We start from the raw sequence: 20,864 nt of genomic DNA on the forward strand, positions 1-20,864 counted from the left end.
TCACACCAGCCAAGACCCACCCAGTCCTGAACCCACCGGCAGGCTGTCAGACCGGAACCCTCTCCGGTGGCGGGAAGGCGTAGAAGCGCACGGAAAGCTCCTTCGCTTGCGCCGCCGGACGGCGTCGGCAGTACCGCGTGATCAGCTCGCGGTATTCGGCTTCCAGTTCCCGGAATTCCGCCTCGGTCAGCCTCGTCGTCGTCCGCTGCGCCGTCGCCCAAGGGCCGAACTCCTCGCGATGCTTCGCGGCCCAGGACAGGACGGCGACCTCGTTCGCGTACTTGGCGTCGAGGAACGCGGTGACCCGTTCCCGGTCCGCGCCGTCGTAGTCGTCCGGCTTCGGCTCGCGCAGGTCCTGCGGGATCGCGATCCAGTTCCCCTTCCGGTCACGACGCACGAACCCGGTGTCCTGCAGGGTTTTCAGGCATTCGGCGACTTCAGCGCGCCCCAGCCCCGTCCGGCGCGCGACCTCCTCCGCGGCGGCGGGAAGCTCGCGCGTCACCAAGTGGTATCGCGGGTCTTCGCGCATCGCGATGTCGTGCAGGCTCACCGATCGCATCGGCAGCGCGTCACCCAACAGCCGACGCGCGGCGAAGGCCAGCACCACGGCGACCGGGATCTCGACGAAGACGGCGAGCGCGACACTGGTCCACCGCTCGGACGACGTCCAGCCCAGCATGACGTCGAACCACGCGTCGCAGCACAACATCGCGGCCGTCGCCGACAGCAGCGGCACCGCCGCCCGCCGCCGTCGCGTCCCCAGCCAGGCCCCCACCGCGAAACACACCAGGAGGGCGATGTCGAATCCGACCCACGCGGCGCGCCACTGACCCGTGTCGTACCGGTCGGGCAGGGTGTGCGCGAGATAGACGGTCCAGGGCACGAGCAGGACCGCCGCACCGGCGAGCACCGTCAGGAGTATCCGTCGGATCATGATCACGACGGTAGAAGCGGGCGGCGACGGGGACATCCGGGCTTTCCCCTGGTCCGGTCTCAGGGTCGTGGCACTCGCCCGAACGGCCGCTACCGCAGCTCACCCGGGCGAAGGTAGATTCCCTGAGCCCGTTTTGGGCTTCTCTGGGGGAAACATGGATACTTCGCGTCCACAGTCGACTTTCAGATCCCGAGTGGCGGCCTTGGCCGCAGGGATCCTCACGCTCTCGTCGGTCTTGACGGGCTTCACCGCCGAAGCCGCGCCCGCCGCGGCCCTCACCTCACCGGCGTCGAGCTTCACCGCCGTTCAGCCGACCCGGTTCCTGGACACCGTCCGCGGCGTCGGGATCCTGGTCGGACCGGTCGGCGCCCGCACCACGGTCACCGGCAGCGCGGCGAGCCTCGCGCCCGAAGGCACCACCGCGGTCGTGTTGAACGTCTGGGCGGAAGGCCCGACAGCGGACACCGCGGTGACCGTCTTCCCGCACGGGACCGCGCGCCCGAGCCTGCCGAACCTGCTGGTGCAGAACGGCAAACGACGGTCCAATCAGGTCACCGTGCAGGTCGGCGCCGATCGGGCGCTCGACTTCCACAACGAGTCCGGCACGACCCACCTGGTCGTGAGCATCATGGGTTACTACACGACGGCGCCGGGTTCGCGGTACACCCCGACCAGCGCCGAGCGACTGCCGATCGCCTCGATCGGCCACAACGCCACGACCCGCATCGCCCTGACCGGCAAAGTCCCGGCCACGGCCACCGCGATCACGTTCAGCCTGACGCTGAGCCAGCCCACCGTCGCCACGTACGTCACCGCTTCTCCCGCCGCCACACCACGGCCGACCATGTCCAGCGTCGCCGCGTATCCGGGCGGTCAGGGCTCGAACCTGATCACGGTCAAGATCGGCGCCAACCGCTCGATCGATCTGTACAACCTGGCGGGCACGGTGCAGGTGGAAGCCAACCTGATCGGTTTCTACGCCACCGACTACGGGGCGCTCTTCACTCCGGTGGCTCCGGAACGAGTCCTCGACAGCCGCACCGGTCTCGGCGTCTTCGACGGCCAGGCCCGGAAGATCGGCCCGAAGAGCGACCTGTCCTACCGGGTGCAACGGTCGATTCCGTCCAACGCCCTCGCGCTGGCGCTCAACCTGACCGGGTACTCGGCGACGGCGAACACCGCCATCACCGCCTGGGAGAATCGATCGACCAGTGAACCGCCGCCCAGTGTGCACGTGGTTCCGGGGCAGACCATCTCGGTGGCGGTGGCCCCGCTCGTCGAATCCCTCTTCGGGTCTCCCGCCACCGCCGGTGACGTCGTCCGCACGACCTACGTCCACAACCGCGCCGGCTCGATCGACGTGACGGCCGACCTGTCGGGCTATTTCACCGTGCCGCCCGCCGACTGCCTGGCGCGCTGTGTGACGACATGGGGTCCCTACTCCTGGGAACAGGGCGACGTGCTCCCGATGACGATGAAACCGTTCAGCGGCCTGAGTGACATCGTCGAGCTCGCCGGATGGTCCGACAGCGGATACGCGTTGCGCGCCGACGGCACCGTCAAAGCCTGGGGCGCGACCTGGGCCGGGCGGCTCGGCAACGGCTGGTCGGCGGGCGGCGCCACCACCTCGCAATCCCCGGTCCCCGTCGTGGGGCTCACCGGGGTCAAGGCCATCGCGAGCGGCGACACCACGGGCTATGCCCTGAAGTCCGACGGCACCGTGTGGCAGTGGGGCCGGAACGTCGTCACGCCGGTGCAGGTCTCCGGGCTGTCCGGGGTCACCGCCATCTCGGCGGCCAGGGAAACCGGATACGCGCTCAAAGCCGACGGCACGGTGTGGTCGTGGGGTGGCAACACCCGCGGCGAGCTGGGCAACGGCTCCACGGTCGCGAGCTCCTCGACTCCGGTGCGGGTCTCCGGCCTCACCGGGATCAAGGCACTCGGTTCCGGGGGCGGCGACAACGGCTACGCGATCAAGACGGACGGCACGGTCGCGGCTTGGGGCGCCAACTCCGAGGGCCAGCTGGGCAATGGGGTCACCTGCACGACCCCGTCGGCCTGCTTTTCGCGGGTCCCGGTCCAGGTTTCCGGCTTGACCGGGGTCACGTCGGTGACCGGTAGCTGGTCGCGCGCGTTCGCCCTGAAGTCCGACGGCACGGTCTTCTCGTGGGGCAGCAACAGGAGCGGCGGGCTGGGCAACGGCTCGGACTGTGGCCCGGACTGCCTGTCCGCGGTCCCCGTCCAGGTCCGCGACGTGACCGATGCCCAGGCGATCGGGCGGTTCGGCGGGGGCGGTTACGCCGTCCGCGCGGACGGGACCGTCCTGGGCTGGGGCAGCAACGAAAGTTTCGGCCTGGGCGCCGCTGTCATGAATTATCCGTACTACACGACGGTACCGGTCGCGGTTCCCGGTTTGAGCGGGGTCAAAGCCGTCACGGACGGCCTCGCCCTGCGGTAGAAAGCGCCGGTGACCGCCGGTCCGGCTCCGTACCGGGCCGGCGGTCCGCCGACCGGACCAACTTGGGCGAAACCCGAGCGCCACCCCGTCATCCCTGGTCAGAATCGGTCCATGCGATCGAAGACGCTCGCCCTCGCCGTGATCGTCGCGGCGACCGCGGGGCTCGCCGGACCCGCCACCGCCTCGGCCGCCGGGCCGCGGCTGGAGGACGCGCGGCCTTGCGCGCACGACGCGCGGTTCACCTGTTCGACGTTGACCGTGCCGCTCGACCATCGCGGCCGGACACCCGGCACGCTCAAACTCCAGGTCGCCACCGCGAACAACGCGAACGCGGCCAAGGGGGTGCTGCTGTTCCTCACCGGCGGGCCGGGGCAGCCCGGAGTCCCGTTCAGTACCGGCCTCTTCGACCGGATGCCGGAGGTGTTCGCCGATCACCGGCTGGTGATGATCGACCAGCGCGGTACCGGCGCGAACGCCCTCGACTGTCCGGATCTGCAGGCCCAGGTGGGCAGTTCCGATATCGAACCGCCCACCCGCGAGGCGGTGACCCGGTGTGCCGCGGCGCTCGGCGACAAGGCCCGGTTTCATGGCAGCGACGCGACGGTCGCCGATCTCGATCTGCTCCGCCGGGCCCTCGGCGTGCCGAAGATGGTGGTGGACGGGGTCTCCTATGGTTCCTTCACCGCGTCGCGGTACGCCATCGCGCATCCCGGCAACGTCTCGAAACTGGTCCTCGATTCGGTGCTCCCCCACCATGCGACGGCCGGCCAGTCGCTGTACCTCCCAGCGCTGAAGGCGACCGCGCGCGTCCTGCGGGACGCCTGCGCCGAGCCGCCCGTCTGCGGCTCCGATCCGGCCGAAGATCTCGCTTGGCTGGTCCGGAACCGGGACACGGCGGCGGGTGTCGCGCTGTTCGACATGATCGTCACCTACGAGTTCGTCGACCCGAGCTATCGGGACCCGTCGGCGCTGGGGACCGACCTGATCACCGCGCTGCGGACCGCGCGCGGTGGCGACACCACGAAACTCGACTCACTGCTGCGGAATCTCGCGTCCGGCGGCGACCCGCTCGCGTCGTTCAGCGCGGGCCTGCACGCCGCGACACTGTGCGCGGACATGCGTTTCCCTTGGGGTGACGCGGGAACGCCGGGCCCCGTCCGCGAGCCGTCGCTCGACCTGACCGAGAAGCGGTTGAGCGCGCGGGACACGTGGCCGTTCAGTCCCGCCGTCGCGACCGGGGTCGGATTCGTCCAGACCTGTCTGCCGTGGCCGGTCGTCCCGCCGAGCTCCAACCCGGGCGGGAAGCTGCCGGCCGTCCCGGTGCTGCTGCTCAACGGCGACCGTGACCTGTCGACGCCGATGGAGTGGGCGTACGCGGAGGTGAAAGCGGCGCCACGGGGCAAGGTCGTGATCGTCGAAGGAGCGGCACATTCCATCCAGAACCGGGAGCCCGGGGTGGCCGGGCGGAAGGCGGTGGCGGAATTCCTCGCCGAGGCTTGAGTCTCCACCCACTGGAGCCTTTACCGTCGTTCCCATGACGATCACCGTTCTCGACACCTACCCCGCCATGCGCGAGATCCTGCACGCGCCGCAGACGGACCGCGCGCGGCTGCTCAAGGCGATGGTCGAGCCCGCCGCCGGGATGTACCGCTACTTCCCCGGCGACGTGGACCTCGTGGCGATGCACGCGATGGGTTCCGGATTCCCGCTCGACCGCGACGAGGATCGCTGCCTGGAGGCGCTCGAAGCCCTGCACGACGCGGATGCCTGGAATCGCATCCAGCGGGCGCTGGACGACGCCGTCACCGCGCAGTTGGCCGCGACGCCCGGGCTGGCGATCCCGGACATCACCGTGCTCACCGTGCTGGGTGATCCCGGCGACCGGCACTTCATGGGCCCGAACCTGGGGATGTCGGCCAACGGCAGCGTGACCGGCTACATCTACCTCAACTTCTGGCCGTATCCGGAGAATTTGGCGCGGCTGGAGGCCACCGCGGTCCACGAGCTGAACCACAACCTGCGCTACAGCCCCGGTGGGGTGATCTGGGATCCGGCGACCGTCACGGTCGGCGAGCAGATCGTGTCCGAGGGCCTGGCCGACGCGTTCGCCCGCCAGTTGTACGGCGACGAACTCGGCTACGCCCGCATCGGTGTCCCGCATCTGCGTGACGACGCGGTGTTCGAGAAGGTCGTCTTCGGTCTGGAGATCACCGGTATGCAGAACTTCGCGGCCTGGGTTCATGGCGACGAGACGGCCGCCCGCTACGGCGGCACTCCCGTCGGCCTGCCGACCGGCGCCGGATACGCGGTCGGCAACCGGCTCGTCGACGCCTACCTGGCCGCGACCGGCCGGACCGCCGCGGAGGCCCTGCTGGTGGACCGCCGCGACGTCATCGACACCGCCCTCGCCGCCGACGCGCGGATCAGCCAAGCCCCTCAGGGGTGACCAGGCAGAACGGATGTCCGATCGGATCGGCGTACACGCGGTAGCCGATGGGTTTGTCCGAGCCGTCGAGAAGCTGCCCACCGAGGGCGAGCACCTCCTGCTCCGCCTCGTCCAGGTCGGTCACGAGCAGATCCAGGTGCAGTTGCTGCGCCGGTTCGCCGCTCTTCCAGTCCGGCCGGACGAAGTGATCCGTGCGGTGCAAGGCGAGGCCGGGCTGGTCGCCGTCCAAGGCGATCCGGACGTGATCGGGACCGTCCACAGTCCGGCGCACGCCCAACAGGCCTTCGTAGAACGGAGCCAGGGCCTGGGGTGCGGGGCAATCCACCACCACGACCGCCAGTTTCGGGCGTGGCCGGAACAAGCGGTCGAGGTGGTAGTCGACGGTCGCCAGAACCTCGCCGGTCCGGCGCTCGTCCACGACCGCAGGCGCGCGCAGGAGATTCGCCACGCTCCACAGGAGATGCGCCTCCCGTGCCGGATCACGGTCCGCGGCGATGTCGCCTGCCTCCCGGGCGGCCCGCAGGGCACCGGTCAGGAAGTCGATTCCGGCCTCGGCCAGGTGGGTGCGTATGAGCTCCCTGGGAGACAACGGGTCCTCCTCGGTGTCCTGCGGGGATCACTACCCGAAGGCTCATTCGTACACCCGGCAGCCTGCGCGGAGCGAGTATCAGGACTCGCGGCGCCTCGACCGGATCGTGAGCGCCACCAGCACGCCACCGACCAGCAGCAGGAACAGGCCGGACACCAGCAGGCCTCGGATCTCGCTGCCGGTCGAGGCCAGCGGGCCGCTGTCCGATGGTCCGCCGCCCGGTGTGGTCGCTCCCGGCTGCCCCGGTGTCGTGTAGGTGGTCACGCCGGGGCCCGGGGTGGTGCTCGAGGAGCTGCTGGTGGTGGTCGGCGAAGTGCTGCTCGAACCGATCGGGCTCGACGACGTGGTGGCACTGCTCGAAGTGGCGCTCGACGAGGTGGCACTCGACGACGTCGGGCTGGACGAAGCGCTGCTCGACGTCGGGCTGGTCGACGTGCTGCTCGTCTGACTCGACGACGTGGTCGACGTCGGCGTGGTGGAAGTGGACGTGGCCGACGTCGACGAGCTGGACGTCGAAGTGGACGTGGTCGACGTGGGCGAGCTGGACGTGGACGTCGAGGTCGAAGTCGGGCTCGTCGACGTAGAACTACTGCTGCTCGTCGTGGTCGAGCTGGAAGAAGAAGTGCTCGGCGTGGTCGTCGGCGTGCTGACGCATTCGGGCAGATCGCCGTCGAACGGGTAGGCGTGGAACTCCTGCCCGCCACCGCCGGTCGCCTCGGAGCTGTGCACCAGCGAGCCCGTGGTGAAGAACCGGCCGTTCATCCCGGACGCGGTGACGGTCGCGGTGCTCCCGGGCTCGCCGATCAGCACACTTCCCTGGAATTGGGCGCCACCGGCGATCTTCACCTGGGTGGCGTCGGGGAAGTTCCACAGCAGCCGCTCGCGCAGTTTGTTCAGCGGGTCCTGGTCGTTCAGGTCTCCGGTGTAGGTGTTGATCGTCCGGGCGGCCCCCACCATGTTGACCAGGATCGTCGCCCCCGCCGGGATGCCCTCGAACTCGATCCCCTGCATCCCGCCGGTGGCACCGGTCAGGTCGAAGTCCACGGTGAACACCTGCAGCGCGGATTTGCCGTCTCCGGTGAACAGGGTGCGATAGCCCTGGTTCACCGCCGTGCCCGTGGCCGGCCGCGGTGTGGTGCCTTCGCGTGCGTAGCACTTGCTCGCCACCCGGAGATCCTCACGCAGGCCCACATAGGGTTTCGCCGCGTCGGGGTCCTTTTCGAGTGTGCCGGTCACCGTCCCGGTGACGGTTCCCGCGTGCCGGACGACCCCGCCGTCGGCGAGCAGCCGCTGGTCCGCCGCGACGCTGACGTTTCCGCCGGTGGTCAGGAAGTCGGCGCCGTCCGGCGGCGGAACGCGTGATCCGACACCGGCGATGCCGACGTTGTACACAGAGGACGCGCCCGCTCGTTTCGCCATGTCGAAATCGCCGAGGACGACGACCCGTCCTTCGGCTTCGGCCGCCGCTTCCCGTACCTGGAATTCACCGCCGACATAGACGTTGATGCCGTTGTCCCGGCCGGCGTAGTCCTTGTTGTTCACCGGCGGGTATTTGTCCGGGCAGGCCGGACCGACGCACGGTCCCAGCCCACCCGGTAAAGGGGCGGCGGCCGCGCCGTCGGTGACCACGAGAGCCGCCACGCACACCGCGGCGGCGGCACCGGCGGAAAGAGAGGCGAAACGCCTTGCACGCATGCGGCGATTCTTGTGCCCACCGACCGGGGGAACACAATCGGAATCCGGAAATACCCCCGACCGGGCGAGGCGGGTAACCCGGTCCATTCAGCCGCGTTCAGCGTTATCCAGACAACGAAATTCCAGGTGGACCGCGAAATCCCTAAAGTCCTGACCGACGATGGGAGGTTCGCCACATGAGCGACACCGAAGTGGGACGGCGCACCGGTTCGGTGGAAGTGCTCGCGGGCTTCCTCGTGCTCGTTCTGCTCGCGCGGATCCTGCTCGGCGACGTCCTCGGGACGCCGATCGTGCAGACCTGGACGACGGTCTTCGTTTCGATCGTGCTCCAGGCCGTTCCGTTCCTCGTCTTCGGTGTGACCCTTTCCGCGGCGATCGCGGTCTTCGTGCCGCAGGAATTCTTCGCGAAAGCCCTGCCGAAACGTCCGGCCCTCGCGGTTCCGGCGGCCGCGGCGACCGGAATGGTGCTGCCGGGCTGCGAATGCGGTTCGGTCCCGGTCGCCGGAGCCCTGGTGCGCAAGGGGGTCACCCCGGCCGCGGCGCTGGCGTTCCTGCTCGCGGCGCCCGCCCTCAACCCGGTCGTGCTGGCCGCGACGGCGATCGCGTTCCCGGACCGGCCGTCGATGGTCTTCGCCAGGGCGGCGGCCGGGCTCGCCGCTTCGGTCGTGATGGGCTGGCTGTGGCTCGGCCTCGGCCGGACGGAGTGGATCAAGCTGCCCGAACACGCCCACGGTGACACGCGCTGGCGGGCGTTCGCCGGCGCCGCGGGCCACGACCTGGTGCACGCGGGCGGCTTCCTGGTCGTCGGGGCCATGGCGGCCGCGACGCTCAACGTCCTGATCCCGGGCCGCTGGCTGCAGGTCGTCGCCGACAACCCGGTGCTCGGTGTCCTCGCGCTGTCGCTGCTGGCGGTCCTGCTGTCGATCTGCAGCGAGGCGGACGCCTTCGTCGCCGCCTCCCTGACCCAGTTCTCCCTCACCGCCCGTCTGGCATTCCTGGTGGTCGGGCCGATGGTCGACCTGAAACTGTTCGCCATGCAGGCCGGCACCTTCGGCAGGCGGTTCGCAACGCGGTTCGCGCCCGCCACGTTCGTGGTCGCGCTCACCTGCGCGACGGTGACCGGGACGGTGCTCTGGTGAACCGGACTGCCGCGACCGTCGTACTGCTCCTGCTGGGCGCGGCGGTCCTCAAGGTCTGCCTGACCGGCCAGTACCTGCGCTATGTCAAGGAAGGGCTCTGGCCGTTCCTGCTCGCCTCGGGTCTCCTGGTCCTGGTGCTGGCGGCCGCGAACCGTCATCGCCACCCGAAAGTGGGATGGCTGCTCCCGCTTCCGGTCCTCGCCCTGCTGCTGGTCGCCCCGCAGCCTCTCGGCAGCTACGCCGCGGGCAACGCGGGCATGGCGCTGACGCGTTCCGACGAATACCCGCCACTGCCCGACGGCGACCCGGTGAAGGTGACCGTCTTGGACTACGCCTCGCGCGCGGTGTACGACGAGGGCCGGTCCCTCGGTGCGAGACGGGTCGTGCTCACCGGTTTCACCGCCACCGGCGCGGACGGCGCGTCGCTGCTCGTCCGGATGATCCTCACCTGCTGTGCCGCCGACGGACGGCCGGTCAAGGTCGTGCTGGACGGCCGCGTCCCGAGCGAACCCGACACCTGGATCGAGGTCACCGGCACGTTCCGGCCGGGGTCCGTGGTGGACGAGGTCAACGGGGAACGCATCCCGTTCCTGAAGGTCGAAAGCGCCACACCGGTCCCCGCGCCCGAACGTCCTTACGAATAGTCAGGTCCAGCTCCACTGGATCCCGTACTGACCGGGCGGCGGATCGAGGGTGATGAACTGGAAGGTGCTGGTGTCCCGGTCGAACGTCGCCTCGCACCGCTCCTCGGGCGGCAGGACGCCGCGCGGCCGGAAGAAACCGGCGCATCGCCGCGGCACCCGGCCGGGATCGAAGCTGACCTGCACCGCGACGTCCCGTGCCGGCCGGTAGAGCGCGACCTGGACGTGCGTCCTGCCTTGGCCGGGCGGATAGCGCACACCGAACTCCACGACGGCGAGTTCGCCCGCCGCCAAGGTGCGGTCGAGGACGAATTCGAAGACGCAGGTGGACGACGGGACGTCCGCGCGGAACCGCGCCGGGCGGCAACCGTCGGTGAACAGCACGGACGGCGGCTGGGTGATGCTGGAACACCGGTTCACGAAGACGAACCGCGAGGTGCCGTCCCGATCGGCACGGATCAGCCGGCGGACCCGGACCGATTCCTGGTTGCCGTCACCGTCGACACGGTAGGAGAGGAACTGCGAAAGCCGGTGCGGGGTATCGAGTTCGTCGGGTGTCGCGTCCATTTTGGCCAGTGCGCGCACCACCTCTTCCGGCCGCCGCCACACCTGGTCGTAGGACAGGGCGTCGCCGGTGCGGACGGTCCAGCGACCGCGGGGGCGGCGCGGGCCGAGCAACCCGGTCAATGTTTCCGGCGGTTGCCCGAGAATGGCCTCCAGCGCGGCCACCGCGGCGAGGGAACTCGCTCGTTCCGGCCGGTTCTCCCCATTTTGCCAATAGCTCAGCGCGCTGATGCTGACCGGCGTCTCGTGGTCACGCAATCGGCGGCTGATCTCGCTGAGACTCAGCCCGCTGCGTTCGATCGCGGCGCGCAGTGCGGCACCGAATTCCGCCGGAGCGAGACTCGTCATGAAGGCGCAGCGTACCGTCCGAAACGCCCGACTTTCGTCGGGTGAACCGGCGCCGTTCAGAGTTATCCAGCCTCGCCGTGACTTTTCGTTGACGCTCACGAGGCCCGGATTAGGGTCGGAATCGTCGGAAGAATCCCCGAATCGCCGACGACTCGCACGTCCTCCCGCCGATGACCGAAGAGGATGATCTCCCATGCGTTCACCCACCACACGATGGCGCCGCCGCACGCTCGCCGTCGCGACCTCCACCTTGGCGGCCGGCGCCTTCCTGGTCGCCGCGCACCCCCAAGCGGGTGGGGCCGCACCGCCCGCCGTGCCCGAAGTGGCCGATCAGGTTCCGCAACTGACCGAAGCCGGCGTCACCGGCGGCCCGGCGGCGGTATCAGGTGGCGGCGCGTCCACTTCGGCCGACCGGTCCGTCTGCGCGCCCGGCGCGCATTGGCTCCGCGTCCGGTTCACGGAGCTTTCGTTGCGTGGCAACGACTCCGTGACCTTGACCGGCAGCAGCGCGGGCTCGTACACGCTCACCGCGCGGCACTGGCCGGGCAAGGCGTTCCACACCCGCGCGTTCGAAGGCGACTGTGTGCGGGTGTCGGCAGCGCTGTCCGATCCCGCCAGCCGTTTCGCCATCGACGCCTACCAGGCGGGTGACCGGCCGCTCGCCGAGGCGACGACCACGGTGGCCGCCGTGGGCGACGTCTGCGGGTCTTCGTGCAACCAGACCGCGCCGCTGATCAAGAACATGAATCCGCAGGCGCTGATCCTGGCCGGGGACAACGCCTACAGCTCGGGCACGCTGTCGGAATACAAGAACAACTACGACCCCTACTACGGGCAGTTCAAAGCGATCACCTATCCGACGCCGGGCAACCACGAATACAACACGTCCGGCGCCTCCGGTTACTTCGATTACTTCGGTGCGCGGGCCGGTGAACGCGGCAAGGGCTACTACAGCTTCGATGTCGGCGACTGGCATTTCGTGGCGCTCAACTCCAACATCTCCCGGAGCGCCGGTTCGGCGCAGGAGACCTGGCTGAAGAACGACCTGGCGGCGAGCACCAAACCGTGCACGGCCGCGTTCTTCCACCATCCGCGGTTCAGCCGCGGCTCGCACGGCGACGACTCGTCGGTCACGCCGTTCTTCCAGGCGCTCTACACCGCGAAGGCCGATCTCATCGTCGTCGGCCACGACCACAACTACCAGCGTTACGCGCCGTCGCGGCCGGACGGCACGCGCGACGACGTGAACGGCGTCCGCGAGCTGCTGATCGGTACCGGCGGACGGGGCTACTACAACTTCGACCAGTCCTCGGCCGCCGTGCAGGAGGCGGGCAACACCAACACCTTCGGCGTCGGGAAGCTGACGCTGAGCGCCACCGACTACCGCAGCGACTTCGTGCCGGTGTCGGGCCGCACCTTCACCGACACCGCGACCGGCAAGTGCAAGAAGGCCGCCTCCTCCCCCGCCTTCTCCGTCGGCACCACACCGTCGTCGGTGTCGGTGAACCCGGGTGGGACGGCGTCGGTGACGGTGAACGTCGGCAGCACCGGCGGCTACACCGCGGCGACCGCGCTTTCGGTCTCCGGCCTGCCCTCGGGCGTGACCGGGACGATCTCCCCGTCGTCGGTCACCCCGCCCGCCAACGGCACCGCGACCGCGACGCTGACCTTGACCGCTTCGGACACGGCGTCCGGGTCGGCGGCCGCCACGGTCACCGGATCCTCGGGCTCCACGACCCAGACGGCGAAGGTCACGGTGAGCGTCGGCGCGGCGGGCGGTGAGGCGTTCGCCGACGACTTCGAGACCGACAAGGGCTGGCGGCTCAACGCGGCCGGGGCCGACACCGCCACGGCGGGCAAATGGGAACGGGGCGACCCCGAACAGACCACCTCGACCTACAGCAATCAGATCAAACAGCGCGGCGACACCACCAGCGGCGCGAACTGCCTGGTCACCGGGCGGGCGGCCGGTTCCGAATACGGCGTCAACGACCTCGACGGCGGGGCGTCGTCGTTGGCCTCACCGTTGTTCACGGTGCCCGCGGGCGGGAAACTGACCTTCTCCTACACCTTCGCGCACGGCGACAACGCGACGTCGGCGGACTACCTGCGGATCCGCGTCCTCGACGGGACCACACCGACGACGGTGTTCGAGAAGACCGGGTCCGCGACCGAGGTGGCCGGGGTCTGGCAGAACGCGACGGCGGACCTGTCGTCGTTCGCCGGCCGTAGCGTGCGGCTGCTGGTCGAGGCCGCCGACGCGAGTACCGCGTCGCTGTGGGAGTCCGCGGTCGACGACATCCGCGTCACCGCTTAGTGCCGTGCGGCTGCGATTCGCGCTGTAAGACCGCATGGTCTCGGCCGGGTCGATGGTGGGATGAAGGCTCCCTTCGCCGAGTCTCATGCGGTGAAGGGAGCCTTCATCCCTGGCCCGGTGGTCGTGAGTGGTGTTTCGGGTTGGAACCCGAAAGGTCACTCACGACCCCGCACGAGGTGGCCGAATCGGGCGTTCCACTCTCGCACTTGTCCTTTGTGGACATTCACGTCACGGTCCCTTCAGCCACTCACGACAGCAGCGCCGGGAAGGCCCGCCATGTACCTCTCCTCCCTCCGCTCCGCCGACCACGCCCGGCCCGCGAGCCGCACGAAGCACGCGGTCTCCAGCACCGTCATCGGTCTGGGCGTGGTCAGCCTGATCACCGACATGTCCGCCGAGATGGTCACCGCGGTCCTCCCGCTCTACCTCGTGTACGGCCTCGGCGTCGGGTATCTGCAGCTGGGCGCGATCGACGGGCTGTACACCGGGGCGACGGCGCTGCTGCGGCTGGCGGGCGGCTACTTCGCCGACCGTCTCGGCCGTCCGAAGGCCGTGGCCGTGGTGGGCTACGGCCTCTCGGCGGCGACCAAACTCGCCTTTCCCGCCGCCGGGTCCTCGCTCGGCGCGATCGGCCTGGTGATCGGCGCGGACCGGGCGGGCAAGGGCATCCGTACCGCGCCGCGGGACGCGATGATCACCCTCGCCACCCCGGCCGACGGGCTGGGCCGCGCGTTCGGTGTCCATCGCGCGATGGACACCGCCGGCGCGCTGCTCGGGCCGGTCGCCGCCTTCGGCCTGCTGACCGTGCTCGTCGGCGACTACCCGGCGGTGTTCGGGGTGAGCTTCTGCCTCGCCGTGATCGCGGTGATCGTGCTGGCGGTGTTCGTCCGTGCCCCCGCCGGGGCCGTCGAGCGGTCCCGGGTCCGGTTGCGCGCCGGATTCGCCTTGCTGCGCCGGCCGGAGCTCCGCGGAACCTGCCTGGCAGCGGCGCTTCTCGGTGTGTGCACGGTCGGCGACATGTTCCTGTTCGTCGGCGTGCAGCGGTCCGCCGGATTGCCGCCAGGGGCGCTTCCCCTGCTGCCGCTGGCGACGGCGCTGGCGTTCATGGCGCTGGCTTCGCCGATCGGGCGGCTCGCGGACCGGCTCGGACGGTGGAAGGTGTTCCTCGCCGGGCACGTCGTGTTGCTCGCCGCGTACGTCGTGCTGGCCGCTTCGGCGACCGGATGGCTCGTCGCGGTGGTGGTCCTGGCGGCACACGGCGTGTTCTACGCGTGCACGGACGGCGTGCTGATGGCCCACGCGGCGCCGCACGTGCCGGAGTCGTTGCGGGCCACCGGTCTCGCGTTCGTCCAAACCGGACAGGCCTTGGCGAGGGCCGCCGGCGCGGTGCTGTTCGGCGCGCTCGCGGCGGGGGTGTCGCTCGGTCCCGCGTTCGCGGTGTTCGCCGTGGCGCTGCTGGTGTCGATCCTGGCCGGAACGAGGGTGGCATGAGGCGGATCTGGGCGGGTGTCGCGGCGCTCGTGGTGACGGTGGTGGCCGGGCGGTGTTCGTCGGGCTGCGCACCGGCGACGCGGTGGCGGAACAGCGGCTGGACCTCGCTCACGGCGGGATGCTGTACGTCGACGAGTCGGGCCGCGTCCGGCAGGACGAGCGCGTCGGCCCGTCCTGTCAGCGCGTGGACGTCGCCGCGGGCACCCTGGCGTGCCTGCGCGCGACGGCGGTGCCCGACCAGGCCGAACTGGTCGTCACGAAACCGGGGGCCGAACCGGCGCGGATCTCCGAATGGGGAACGCCGTCCCGGGTCAGGATGTCGCCGTCCGGACGCCTGGTGGGCTGGACGGTGTTCCGCGCCGGGGACTCGTACCTGGGCGGGGTGGGCACGTTCTCCACCACCGCCGGGATCTACGACCTGGCCACCGGAAACCACTACGGCTCGCTGGAGGACTTCGCGCTCACCGTCGACGGAAAGCCTTACCCCGCCCAGGATCTGAACTACTGGGGTGTGACCTTCGCCCGCGACGACCTGACCTTCTACGCCACTGCCCGGTCCGCGGGCGGCACCTGGTTGGTCCGAGGCGATCTCCGCGGCCGCACGCTGACCGCGCTGCGGCGCAACGTCGAATGTCCCTCCCTCTCGCCGGACGGCACCCGCGTCGCCTACAAGTTCCGCGACGGCGACCGCTGGCGCCTGCACGTCCTGTCCCTTGTGGACGGACGTGACGTCCCGCTCGCCGACCCGGCGCATCTGGACGACCAGGCGCAGTGGCTGGACGACCGGACCGTCGCCTACGGCCGGGACAAGGCGATCTACTCCGTCCCCGCCGACGGCACCGGCGCGCCCGCGCTCCTCCGCGCGAACGCCTCCTCGCCCGCGGTGGTGCGGTGATCCCCCGTGACTGCACCCCGATCGGCCTGGCGCTCGCGGCAGTGGCCGCCGTCGTGGTCGTGGTCCTGCCCGCGCCGGTCCCGGCGGCCAAGGCTCCGGTCTCCGCGTCCGTCACCGACGTCTGGCCCGGCGCGAGGATCGCCGCGAACACGGTCACCGGGTCGCCGTACACACCCTTGGCATACCTCGATTCCGGGACCTCGGCCGGGATCGCCCGGGCCGGCGATTCGCTCCGGCTGACGCTGGGAGAACGGGTACTCCGCGAAGTCCCGCTCTCGGGCTCGCCCCGGTTCGTTCTCGCCACCTCCCCGGAGTCGCTGGTGTGGCTGGAACTGTCCGATATCACCGGGACGGGCGCCTTGTGGCGCTCCGGGCCACGCGGGGAGAACCCCGTCCTGGTCACCGCCGACACCGGGCGGGTCGTGCTCCTGGACTCCGAGTACGACCTCGTCGTGCGCGAGGGCCGGGCGTCCTGGGTCGCCGTGCGGGACGACGCCACCGAGGTGCGGACGGTCGCGTTGTCCGGCGGCCCGGTGACCCGCACCCCGCTGCCCGGCGAGTTCGCGCTCACCGCCTGGCCGTTCGCGACCTCGGCCGCCGTCGAGCAGGCGGGACCGTCGGAGCTGGTGGACCTCCGCGACGGCCGGGTCACCCGGGTCGGCGGGCAGAACGTCGAACTGGTCGACTGCACGCCGCCCTGGTGCCGGGTCCAGGTCCTGCGCCAGAGCGGGACGGCCCGGTTCGACCTGATGAAACCCGACGGCTCCGACCGCAGACGTGTCGGCGGGAAGGGGGTCCGGCCCGCGTTCGGCGACGTCGTCGTACTCGACCGGTACGCGGTCGTGGTCGACGACGACCGCGGTGTGCTCGCCCTCTACGACACCGCCACCGGCCGGATGGCCGACCTGGCGGCGGAGTTCGGCACCGTGCTGGCGCGGGGGCCGTACGTGTGGTGGTCGGTGGGCGGGAACGAGGCGCTCACCTGGCGGGTACTGGACCTGCGCACGCTCGAGGCATCTGTTTGACTTGCTGCCGTGCCGTCCGATCGTGAGACCTCCGTCGAAGCGGAGTTCTCGCGGGTGGTCGGCCGGTTCGCCGGCCCGGCCAGGGGTGCCGGACTGCTCGTGATCAGCGTTTTCGGCGTGCTCGCCACGCCGTCGGACGCGCTCCCGCTCGCCTTCGGTCTGCTCGCGCTGGCCTTGGTCACCGCCGTGGCCGAGTACGTCGTGGGGAAGACGGGCCGCGGCAGGCCGGCGGCGTTCGCGCTGACCTTGGTGCGTGCCGCGGCGATCTGCGGCACCCAGTTCCTGACCGCGCCCGAAGCGGGCGAGCTGAACCAGTGGGCGCTCAACGTGCTCACCCTCACCGCCATCACCCTCCAATGGGAATGGCCGCCGAAGATCACCGTGCCCGCCATCGCCTGCCTGCTGGCGATCGAGGTGGTGCCGCTCGGCTTCGAGGACGGCTTCTCGGTGATCCTGCGGGTGCTCATCGAAGCCACACTCGCCCGCGTCGCCTTCCTTCTGCTGTCACGGACGACGCGCCGGATCGACCACCTCCGCGAGCGCCGGGCCCGGCTGACGCGTGAGGAATCCCTTGCCGTGGAAAGGCGATTGCGGGAACGGGAGTATCTGGCCGTCCTGCACGACACGGCCGCGGCCACCTTTCTCACCGTCGCCCAGCGCGGGGAGACGACGGATCCGGCCGAGGTCGCCGGATACGCCCGCCGCGATCTCGCGATCCTCACCGGCGAATCCGGCCCCGGCAGCGTGGTCGATCTCGAAACCTCGTTGCGCGGCGTGCTCGCGCAAAGCCCGGTGAAGGTCGAGACGCGCTGGTCGCCGGTCGCGCCGATCCCGGCGTCGGCGGCGCTCGCGCTGGTCCGCGCCGTGCGCGAGGCGCTGCTGAACGTCGACCGGCACGCGGGTGTCCGCGAAGCCCGGCTGACGGTCGAAGACGGCGTACGCGTGACCGTCCGGGACGAAGGCCGGGGTTTCGATCCGGCGAAGACCCCGGCCCAGCGGCGCGGTATCCGGGAATCGCTCGTCGAACGCATGGCCGCGGCGGGCGGCCGGGCCGAAGTGATCTCCGCGCCCGGTGCGGGGACCACGGTGGAACTGGTGTGGCCGCATGAATGAGACCGCGGACCGCGTCCTCGGCGGCTGCCGGATCGCGGTCCTGCTCGCGACGGCGGCGATCCAGATCGGGCTCAGCCTGGCCCGGCTGACCGGCGCCCCCGGCCGGATCGCGTTCGCGGCGCTCGCCCTCGTGCTCGTCGTGGCGGCGTGGTGGGTGCTGCGCTGGAAGCCGGTCCCCCTGCCGGTCGCGCTCGCGGGGGCGGTGGTGGTGCTCGCCGCGTCGACGCTCGCCGTCTGGACGCTGCCCGCGGACCGGCTCTTCGGCGACGAGAACTGGGCGTCCGGGCTGGCGGGCTGGCATCTGCTGGTGCTGCTGATGGACCGCCCCGCGATCGCGATGGCCGCGCTCGTCCTCCAGATGACGCTCGCCGTCGTCCGGCAGTTCGGCGCGGAGCTCACCGATCGCGGCGAGATCGGCAGCGTGGTGATCGTCGGGCTCAGCGTGCTCACCTTCCAGGCCGCGACGCTCGCGCTGATCGGGGTGGTCAACCGGCGGGCGGGCGAAGCCGCGGAGGCCTCGGCCGAACGGGACCGCCAGGCCCACCGCAAGGCACTCGCCGAGGAGCGGGAGGCCGACCAGCGGAACCGGTTCGCCGGACAGCTCGGTGCCACCCTGCCGCTGCTGGCCGGGCTGGCCGACCGCACCCTCGACCCGCGTGACGACGAGGTCCGGCGGCGATGCGCGCTCGCGGCCACGCAATTACGGCGCCTGTTCGCGGAGAACGACGACGTCCCCGACCCGCTGCTGCACGAGGTGTCGGCCTGCGTCGATCTCGCCGAGCGGCGGGGCCTGACGGTCACGCTGGCGGTCAGCGGCGAACCGGCCCCGGTCCCGACCGCCGTCCGCCGCGCACTGACCGCTCCGCTGATGACCGCGCTGGTCGCCGCCCGATCCCAGGCCAGGGTCAGCGTCCTGCGCGCGGACGACGAGATCCGTGTCGCGGCGATCACGGACGGTGAACCGTGTGTGACGGAGAACGGATCGGGCGCCGTCGACGTCGAATGGCACGCACTGGGAGAACGATCGTGGATGGAGGCGAAATGGCGTTCGCGACCGAACTGACCGCGGTGGTCGTCGACGATCATCCGGCCGTACGGGCCGGGGTCGTGCACTGGCTGTCCTGCGGCACCCCGCCGGTCACCGTCGTGGCCGAAGGCGAGGACGTGCGGGCCGCGTGGATCGGCGAGGGCGCGCAGGCCGACGTCGTCATCCTCGACCTGCACCTCAACAGCACCACCCCGGCGATGGGCGATCTGCGGCGGCTCACCGAGGCGGGCCGGCGCGTCGTCGTCTACTCGATGCGGGCCGACGACGAGACCGTCCTGCAGTGCCTCGAACTCGGCGCGCTCAGCTATCTCACCAAGGCCGAGGGCGCGGAGCATCTCCTCGAAGCCGTGCGCACCGCGGCGGCCGACCGGTCGTACACGCCGCCGTCGCTGGCGGGCGCGATGGCCGGCGACCGCTCCGAGCGGCGCCCCGCCCTTTCCGCGCGGGAGACCGAGGTGCTCATCGAGTGGTTCCAGTCCGAGTCGAAGGACTTCGTGGCGCACCGGCTGGGGATCTCGCCGAACACGGTCAACTCGCATCTCGAGCGGATCCGGGTCAAGTACGCCCAGATGGGCAGGGAGGCCCCGACCAAGGCCGCGCTCGTCGCGCGGGCGATCCAGGACGGGCTGATCGGCGTAAGCGATTTGTGACCGGTTGTGGTGCGATCGGACCACTCTCGCCTCCTCCCGTTGCGGCTACGTTGCGTGACGAGCCACGAGTCCGAGGAGAGCCATGAAGTCCGCCCTGATCGCCACCTGCTGCGCCGCCGCGCTGCTGCTTTCCGCCTGCGGCGGGGAAGAGAAGGGCGACAAGACCGTCCGGGCCGACGGCACCCTGGCGCCGGGCAGCACGCTGAAGGTCGGCGAACGCGCCGTCGTCCCGTTCGAGGACGCGGGCAAGTCCGGCACGATCGCGATCACCGTCAAATCGATCGACATCGGCCCGAAGGAGGACCTCGCCGAGTTCAAGAACAAGGGCGAGGGCACGCTCCCGGTCTACGTCCGGATGGTGGTCGAGAACGTCGGCGGGACGGATCTCTCCGGCACTTCGGTGTCGGTGCGCGCGCTGGGCCCGGACGGCAAGAGCACCAAGGTGGTCATGGCCAACAGCACCGCGGCCTGCAAGGGCGGCGAGGCGGCGGCCGACTTCACCACCGCCGGCGCGACCTACGAGACCTGCAAGACCGAAGGCGTCAAGGACGGTGACGAGGTCGGCGGCGTGGCGTTCCGCGACGGCGAATACCAGGACGACCCGATCACCTGGAAGAAGTGAACCCGTCCCCATTAGGCCGATAAGCGTAACCGATTCGTGACCTGCACTGGTGCGAATGGACCACACCGATGTAGTCCTTCATCAACTACGGTGCGTGGCGAGAACGCCGGAGCAGAGTTCGGCGGGGAGTCCGAGGAGATCCATGAAGTTCGACCGTATCGCTCTGTCCGCCACCGGCTGCGCCGCCGTGCTGCTGCTTTCCGCCTGCGGCGGTGAGGAGAAGGGTGGCAGTCCGGCCCCCGCCCCGTCGCCCGCGCCGACGTCGGCACCCGCGTCCTCGCCCGCGACCAGCGGTACCGTCCCGGTCTCGAACGCGGACGCCACCGCGCCCGGCACCTCGCTGAAGGTCGGTGAGCGCGCCGTCGTCCCGTTCAAGTACGGCAACGACAAGAGCGGCACCATCGCGATCACCGTCAAGGCGATCGAGCTCGGCCCGAAGGAAGACCTCGCCTCCTACGGCGAGAAGGCCAAGGGCATGACGCCGGTCTACATCCGGATGACGGTCGAGAACGTCGGCGGCACGGACCTCACCTACAGCACGGTGCGGATGCGCGCGGTCGGCCCGGACGGCAAGAGCACCGGCGTGATCATCACCGGCGAGACCTCCGCCTGCCAGTCCGAGTCGGCGAAGAAGGACTTCAAGACCGCCGGCGCGACCTACGAGACCTGTGAGCTCCAGGCCATCAGGGACGGCGGCGAGCTCGGCGGCGCGGAGTTCAACGACGGTGACGGGTACAAGGACGACCCGATCGTCTGGAAGAAGTAGCCGCTACCGAGCGGCAATCCGTGAAGGCCTCCTTGAGGGACTCTGGGTCCCTCAAGGAGGCCTTCACGGACTTCCGACCCCGGTTCAGACCGCCGTCGGCGGTCTGTGGCACAACGTGTCCGA

General features: G+C 70.4%; 18 protein-coding genes. 14 read left to right on the top strand and 4 right to left on the bottom strand.

The genetic code is table 11. The annotated features are described in order from the left end of the window. Positions 1–46: 46 nt before the first annotated feature. A complete protein-coding gene (locus tag MJQ72_RS10460; RefSeq protein ID WP_240598959.1) occupies positions 47–934 on the bottom strand; it encodes a helix-turn-helix domain-containing protein in 888 nt (295 codons plus the stop codon). Positions 935–1,136: 202 nt separating this feature from the next. Here MJQ72_RS10460 and MJQ72_RS10465 point away from each other — a divergent pair, with 202 nt between their 5' ends. From MJQ72_RS10465 to MJQ72_RS10475, 3 genes are all read left to right on the top strand, one after another. Then, positions 1,137–3,392: a hypothetical protein gene (locus tag MJQ72_RS10465; RefSeq protein WP_240598961.1), complete on the top strand. Its 2,256-nt coding sequence runs from the start codon at positions 1,137–1,139 to the stop codon at positions 3,390–3,392. A gap of 111 nt (positions 3,393–3,503) precedes the next feature. Further along, a complete protein-coding gene (locus MJQ72_RS10470; protein WP_240598963.1) occupies positions 3,504–4,892 on the top strand; it encodes an alpha/beta fold hydrolase in 1,389 nt (462 codons plus the stop codon). A gap of 34 nt (positions 4,893–4,926) precedes the next feature. Beyond that, the gene (locus tag MJQ72_RS10475; protein WP_240598965.1) at positions 4,927–5,838 is read left to right on the top strand and encodes a DUF2268 domain-containing protein; all 912 of its coding nucleotides are present in this window, start codon (positions 4,927–4,929) and stop codon (positions 5,836–5,838) included. On the opposite strand, the gene MJQ72_RS10480 is transcribed toward MJQ72_RS10475, so the two are convergent. Together MJQ72_RS10480 and MJQ72_RS10485 are read right to left on the bottom strand one after the other, a co-directional pair. After that, entirely contained in the window at positions 5,816–6,427 is a 612-nt protein-coding gene (locus MJQ72_RS10480) for a VOC family protein (RefSeq protein ID WP_240598967.1), read from the bottom strand. The genes MJQ72_RS10475 and MJQ72_RS10480 overlap by 23 nt on opposite strands. Positions 6,428–6,505: 78 nt before the next feature. Further along, complete coding sequence (locus tag MJQ72_RS10485) at positions 6,506–8,122, bottom strand: choice-of-anchor A family protein (RefSeq protein ID WP_240598968.1); 1,617 nt, start codon at positions 8,120–8,122, stop codon at positions 6,506–6,508. A 176-nt stretch (positions 8,123–8,298) separates the two neighbouring features. Between MJQ72_RS10485 and MJQ72_RS10490 the strand changes: the two genes are divergently transcribed. Then, positions 8,299–9,261 (top strand): permease, encoded by a 963-nt coding sequence (locus MJQ72_RS10490; RefSeq protein ID WP_240598970.1) that lies wholly within the window; start codon positions 8,299–8,301, stop codon positions 9,259–9,261. Next, a complete protein-coding gene (locus tag MJQ72_RS10495) occupies positions 9,258–9,905 on the top strand; it encodes a TIGR03943 family putative permease subunit (RefSeq protein WP_240598972.1) in 648 nt (215 codons plus the stop codon). Before MJQ72_RS10490 ends, MJQ72_RS10495 begins: the two co-directional genes overlap by 4 nt. On the opposite strand, the gene MJQ72_RS10500 is transcribed toward MJQ72_RS10495, so the two are convergent. Further along, positions 9,906–10,814 carry a helix-turn-helix domain-containing protein gene (locus MJQ72_RS10500; RefSeq protein WP_240598976.1) on the bottom strand — a complete coding sequence of 303 codons (909 nt, stop codon included), beginning with the start codon at positions 10,812–10,814 and terminating at the stop codon, positions 9,906–9,908. Between the two features lie 193 nt (positions 10,815–11,007). On the opposite strand from MJQ72_RS10500, the gene MJQ72_RS10505 reads away from it, so the two are divergent. The 9 genes from MJQ72_RS10505 to MJQ72_RS10545 all read left to right on the top strand — a co-directional run bounded on the left by MJQ72_RS10505 (position 11,008) and on the right by MJQ72_RS10545 (position 20,741). Next, positions 11,008–13,131, top strand: a complete 2,124-nt coding sequence (locus tag MJQ72_RS10505; protein WP_240598978.1) for a metallophosphoesterase — start codon at positions 11,008–11,010, stop codon at positions 13,129–13,131. 276 nt (positions 13,132–13,407) lie between these two features. Then, on the top strand, positions 13,408–14,622 hold the full coding sequence (locus MJQ72_RS10510; protein ID WP_240598980.1) for an MFS transporter: 1,215 nt from the start codon (positions 13,408–13,410) through the stop codon (positions 14,620–14,622). Between the two features lie 52 nt (positions 14,623–14,674). After that, entirely contained in the window at positions 14,675–15,517 is an 843-nt protein-coding gene (locus MJQ72_RS10515; protein WP_240598982.1) for a hypothetical protein, read from the top strand. Beyond that, on the top strand, positions 15,514–16,542 hold the full coding sequence (locus MJQ72_RS10520) for a hypothetical protein (protein ID WP_240598984.1): 1,029 nt from the start codon (positions 15,514–15,516) through the stop codon (positions 16,540–16,542). Before MJQ72_RS10515 ends, MJQ72_RS10520 begins: the two co-directional genes overlap by 4 nt. A 9-nt stretch (positions 16,543–16,551) precedes the next feature. Continuing rightward, positions 16,552–17,655 carry a sensor histidine kinase gene (locus tag MJQ72_RS10525; protein ID WP_240598986.1) on the top strand — a complete coding sequence of 368 codons (1,104 nt, stop codon included), beginning with the start codon at positions 16,552–16,554 and terminating at the stop codon, positions 17,653–17,655. Next, complete coding sequence (locus tag MJQ72_RS10530) at positions 17,648–18,718, top strand: histidine kinase (protein WP_240598988.1); 1,071 nt, start codon at positions 17,648–17,650, stop codon at positions 18,716–18,718. Before MJQ72_RS10525 ends, MJQ72_RS10530 begins: the two co-directional genes overlap by 8 nt. After that, positions 18,697–19,353, top strand: coding sequence for a response regulator transcription factor (locus tag MJQ72_RS10535; protein WP_240598989.1), 657 nt, complete (start codon positions 18,697–18,699; stop codon positions 19,351–19,353). Before MJQ72_RS10530 ends, MJQ72_RS10535 begins: the two co-directional genes overlap by 22 nt. Before the next feature lie 82 nt (positions 19,354–19,435). Then, positions 19,436–19,975 carry a hypothetical protein gene (locus MJQ72_RS10540; RefSeq protein ID WP_240598990.1) on the top strand — a complete coding sequence of 180 codons (540 nt, stop codon included), beginning with the start codon at positions 19,436–19,438 and terminating at the stop codon, positions 19,973–19,975. Between the two features lie 142 nt (positions 19,976–20,117). Then, entirely contained in the window at positions 20,118–20,741 is a 624-nt protein-coding gene (locus tag MJQ72_RS10545) for a hypothetical protein (protein WP_240598991.1), read from the top strand. The last annotated feature ends 123 nt before the right edge of the window (positions 20,742–20,864 follow it).

The organism is Amycolatopsis sp. EV170708-02-1, assembly GCF_022479115.1.
Lineage (GTDB): Bacteria > Actinomycetota > Actinomycetes > Mycobacteriales > Pseudonocardiaceae > Amycolatopsis.

What these genes read in the sequence shown, in the direction of transcription:
- MJQ72_RS10470 (WP_240598963.1), top strand. Translation starts at nt 3,504, where the DNA reads ATGCGATCGAAGACGCTCGCCCTCGCCGTGATCGTCGCGGCGACCGCG.
- MJQ72_RS10530 (WP_240598988.1), top strand. Translation starts at nt 17,648, where the DNA reads ATGAATGAGACCGCGGACCGCGTCCTCGGCGGCTGCCGGATCGCGGTC.
- MJQ72_RS10505 (WP_240598978.1), top strand. Translation starts at nt 11,008, where the DNA reads ATGCGTTCACCCACCACACGATGGCGCCGCCGCACGCTCGCCGTCGCG.
- MJQ72_RS10485 (WP_240598968.1), bottom strand. Translation starts at nt 8,122, where the DNA reads ATGCGTGCAAGGCGTTTCGCCTCTCTTTCCGCCGGTGCCGCCGCCGCG.
- MJQ72_RS10460 (WP_240598959.1), bottom strand. Translation starts at nt 934, where the DNA reads ATGATCCGACGGATACTCCTGACGGTGCTCGCCGGTGCGGCGGTCCTG.
- MJQ72_RS10545 (WP_240598991.1), top strand. Translation starts at nt 20,118, where the DNA reads ATGAAGTTCGACCGTATCGCTCTGTCCGCCACCGGCTGCGCCGCCGTG.
- MJQ72_RS10475 (WP_240598965.1), top strand. Translation starts at nt 4,927, where the DNA reads ATGACGATCACCGTTCTCGACACCTACCCCGCCATGCGCGAGATCCTG.
- MJQ72_RS10535 (WP_240598989.1), top strand. Translation starts at nt 18,697, where the DNA reads ATGGCGTTCGCGACCGAACTGACCGCGGTGGTCGTCGACGATCATCCG.
- MJQ72_RS10540 (WP_240598990.1), top strand. Translation starts at nt 19,436, where the DNA reads ATGAAGTCCGCCCTGATCGCCACCTGCTGCGCCGCCGCGCTGCTGCTT.
- MJQ72_RS10490 (WP_240598970.1), top strand. Translation starts at nt 8,299, where the DNA reads ATGAGCGACACCGAAGTGGGACGGCGCACCGGTTCGGTGGAAGTGCTC.
- MJQ72_RS10500 (WP_240598976.1), bottom strand. Translation starts at nt 10,814, where the DNA reads ATGACGAGTCTCGCTCCGGCGGAATTCGGTGCCGCACTGCGCGCCGCG.
- MJQ72_RS10510 (WP_240598980.1), top strand. Translation starts at nt 13,408, where the DNA reads ATGTACCTCTCCTCCCTCCGCTCCGCCGACCACGCCCGGCCCGCGAGC.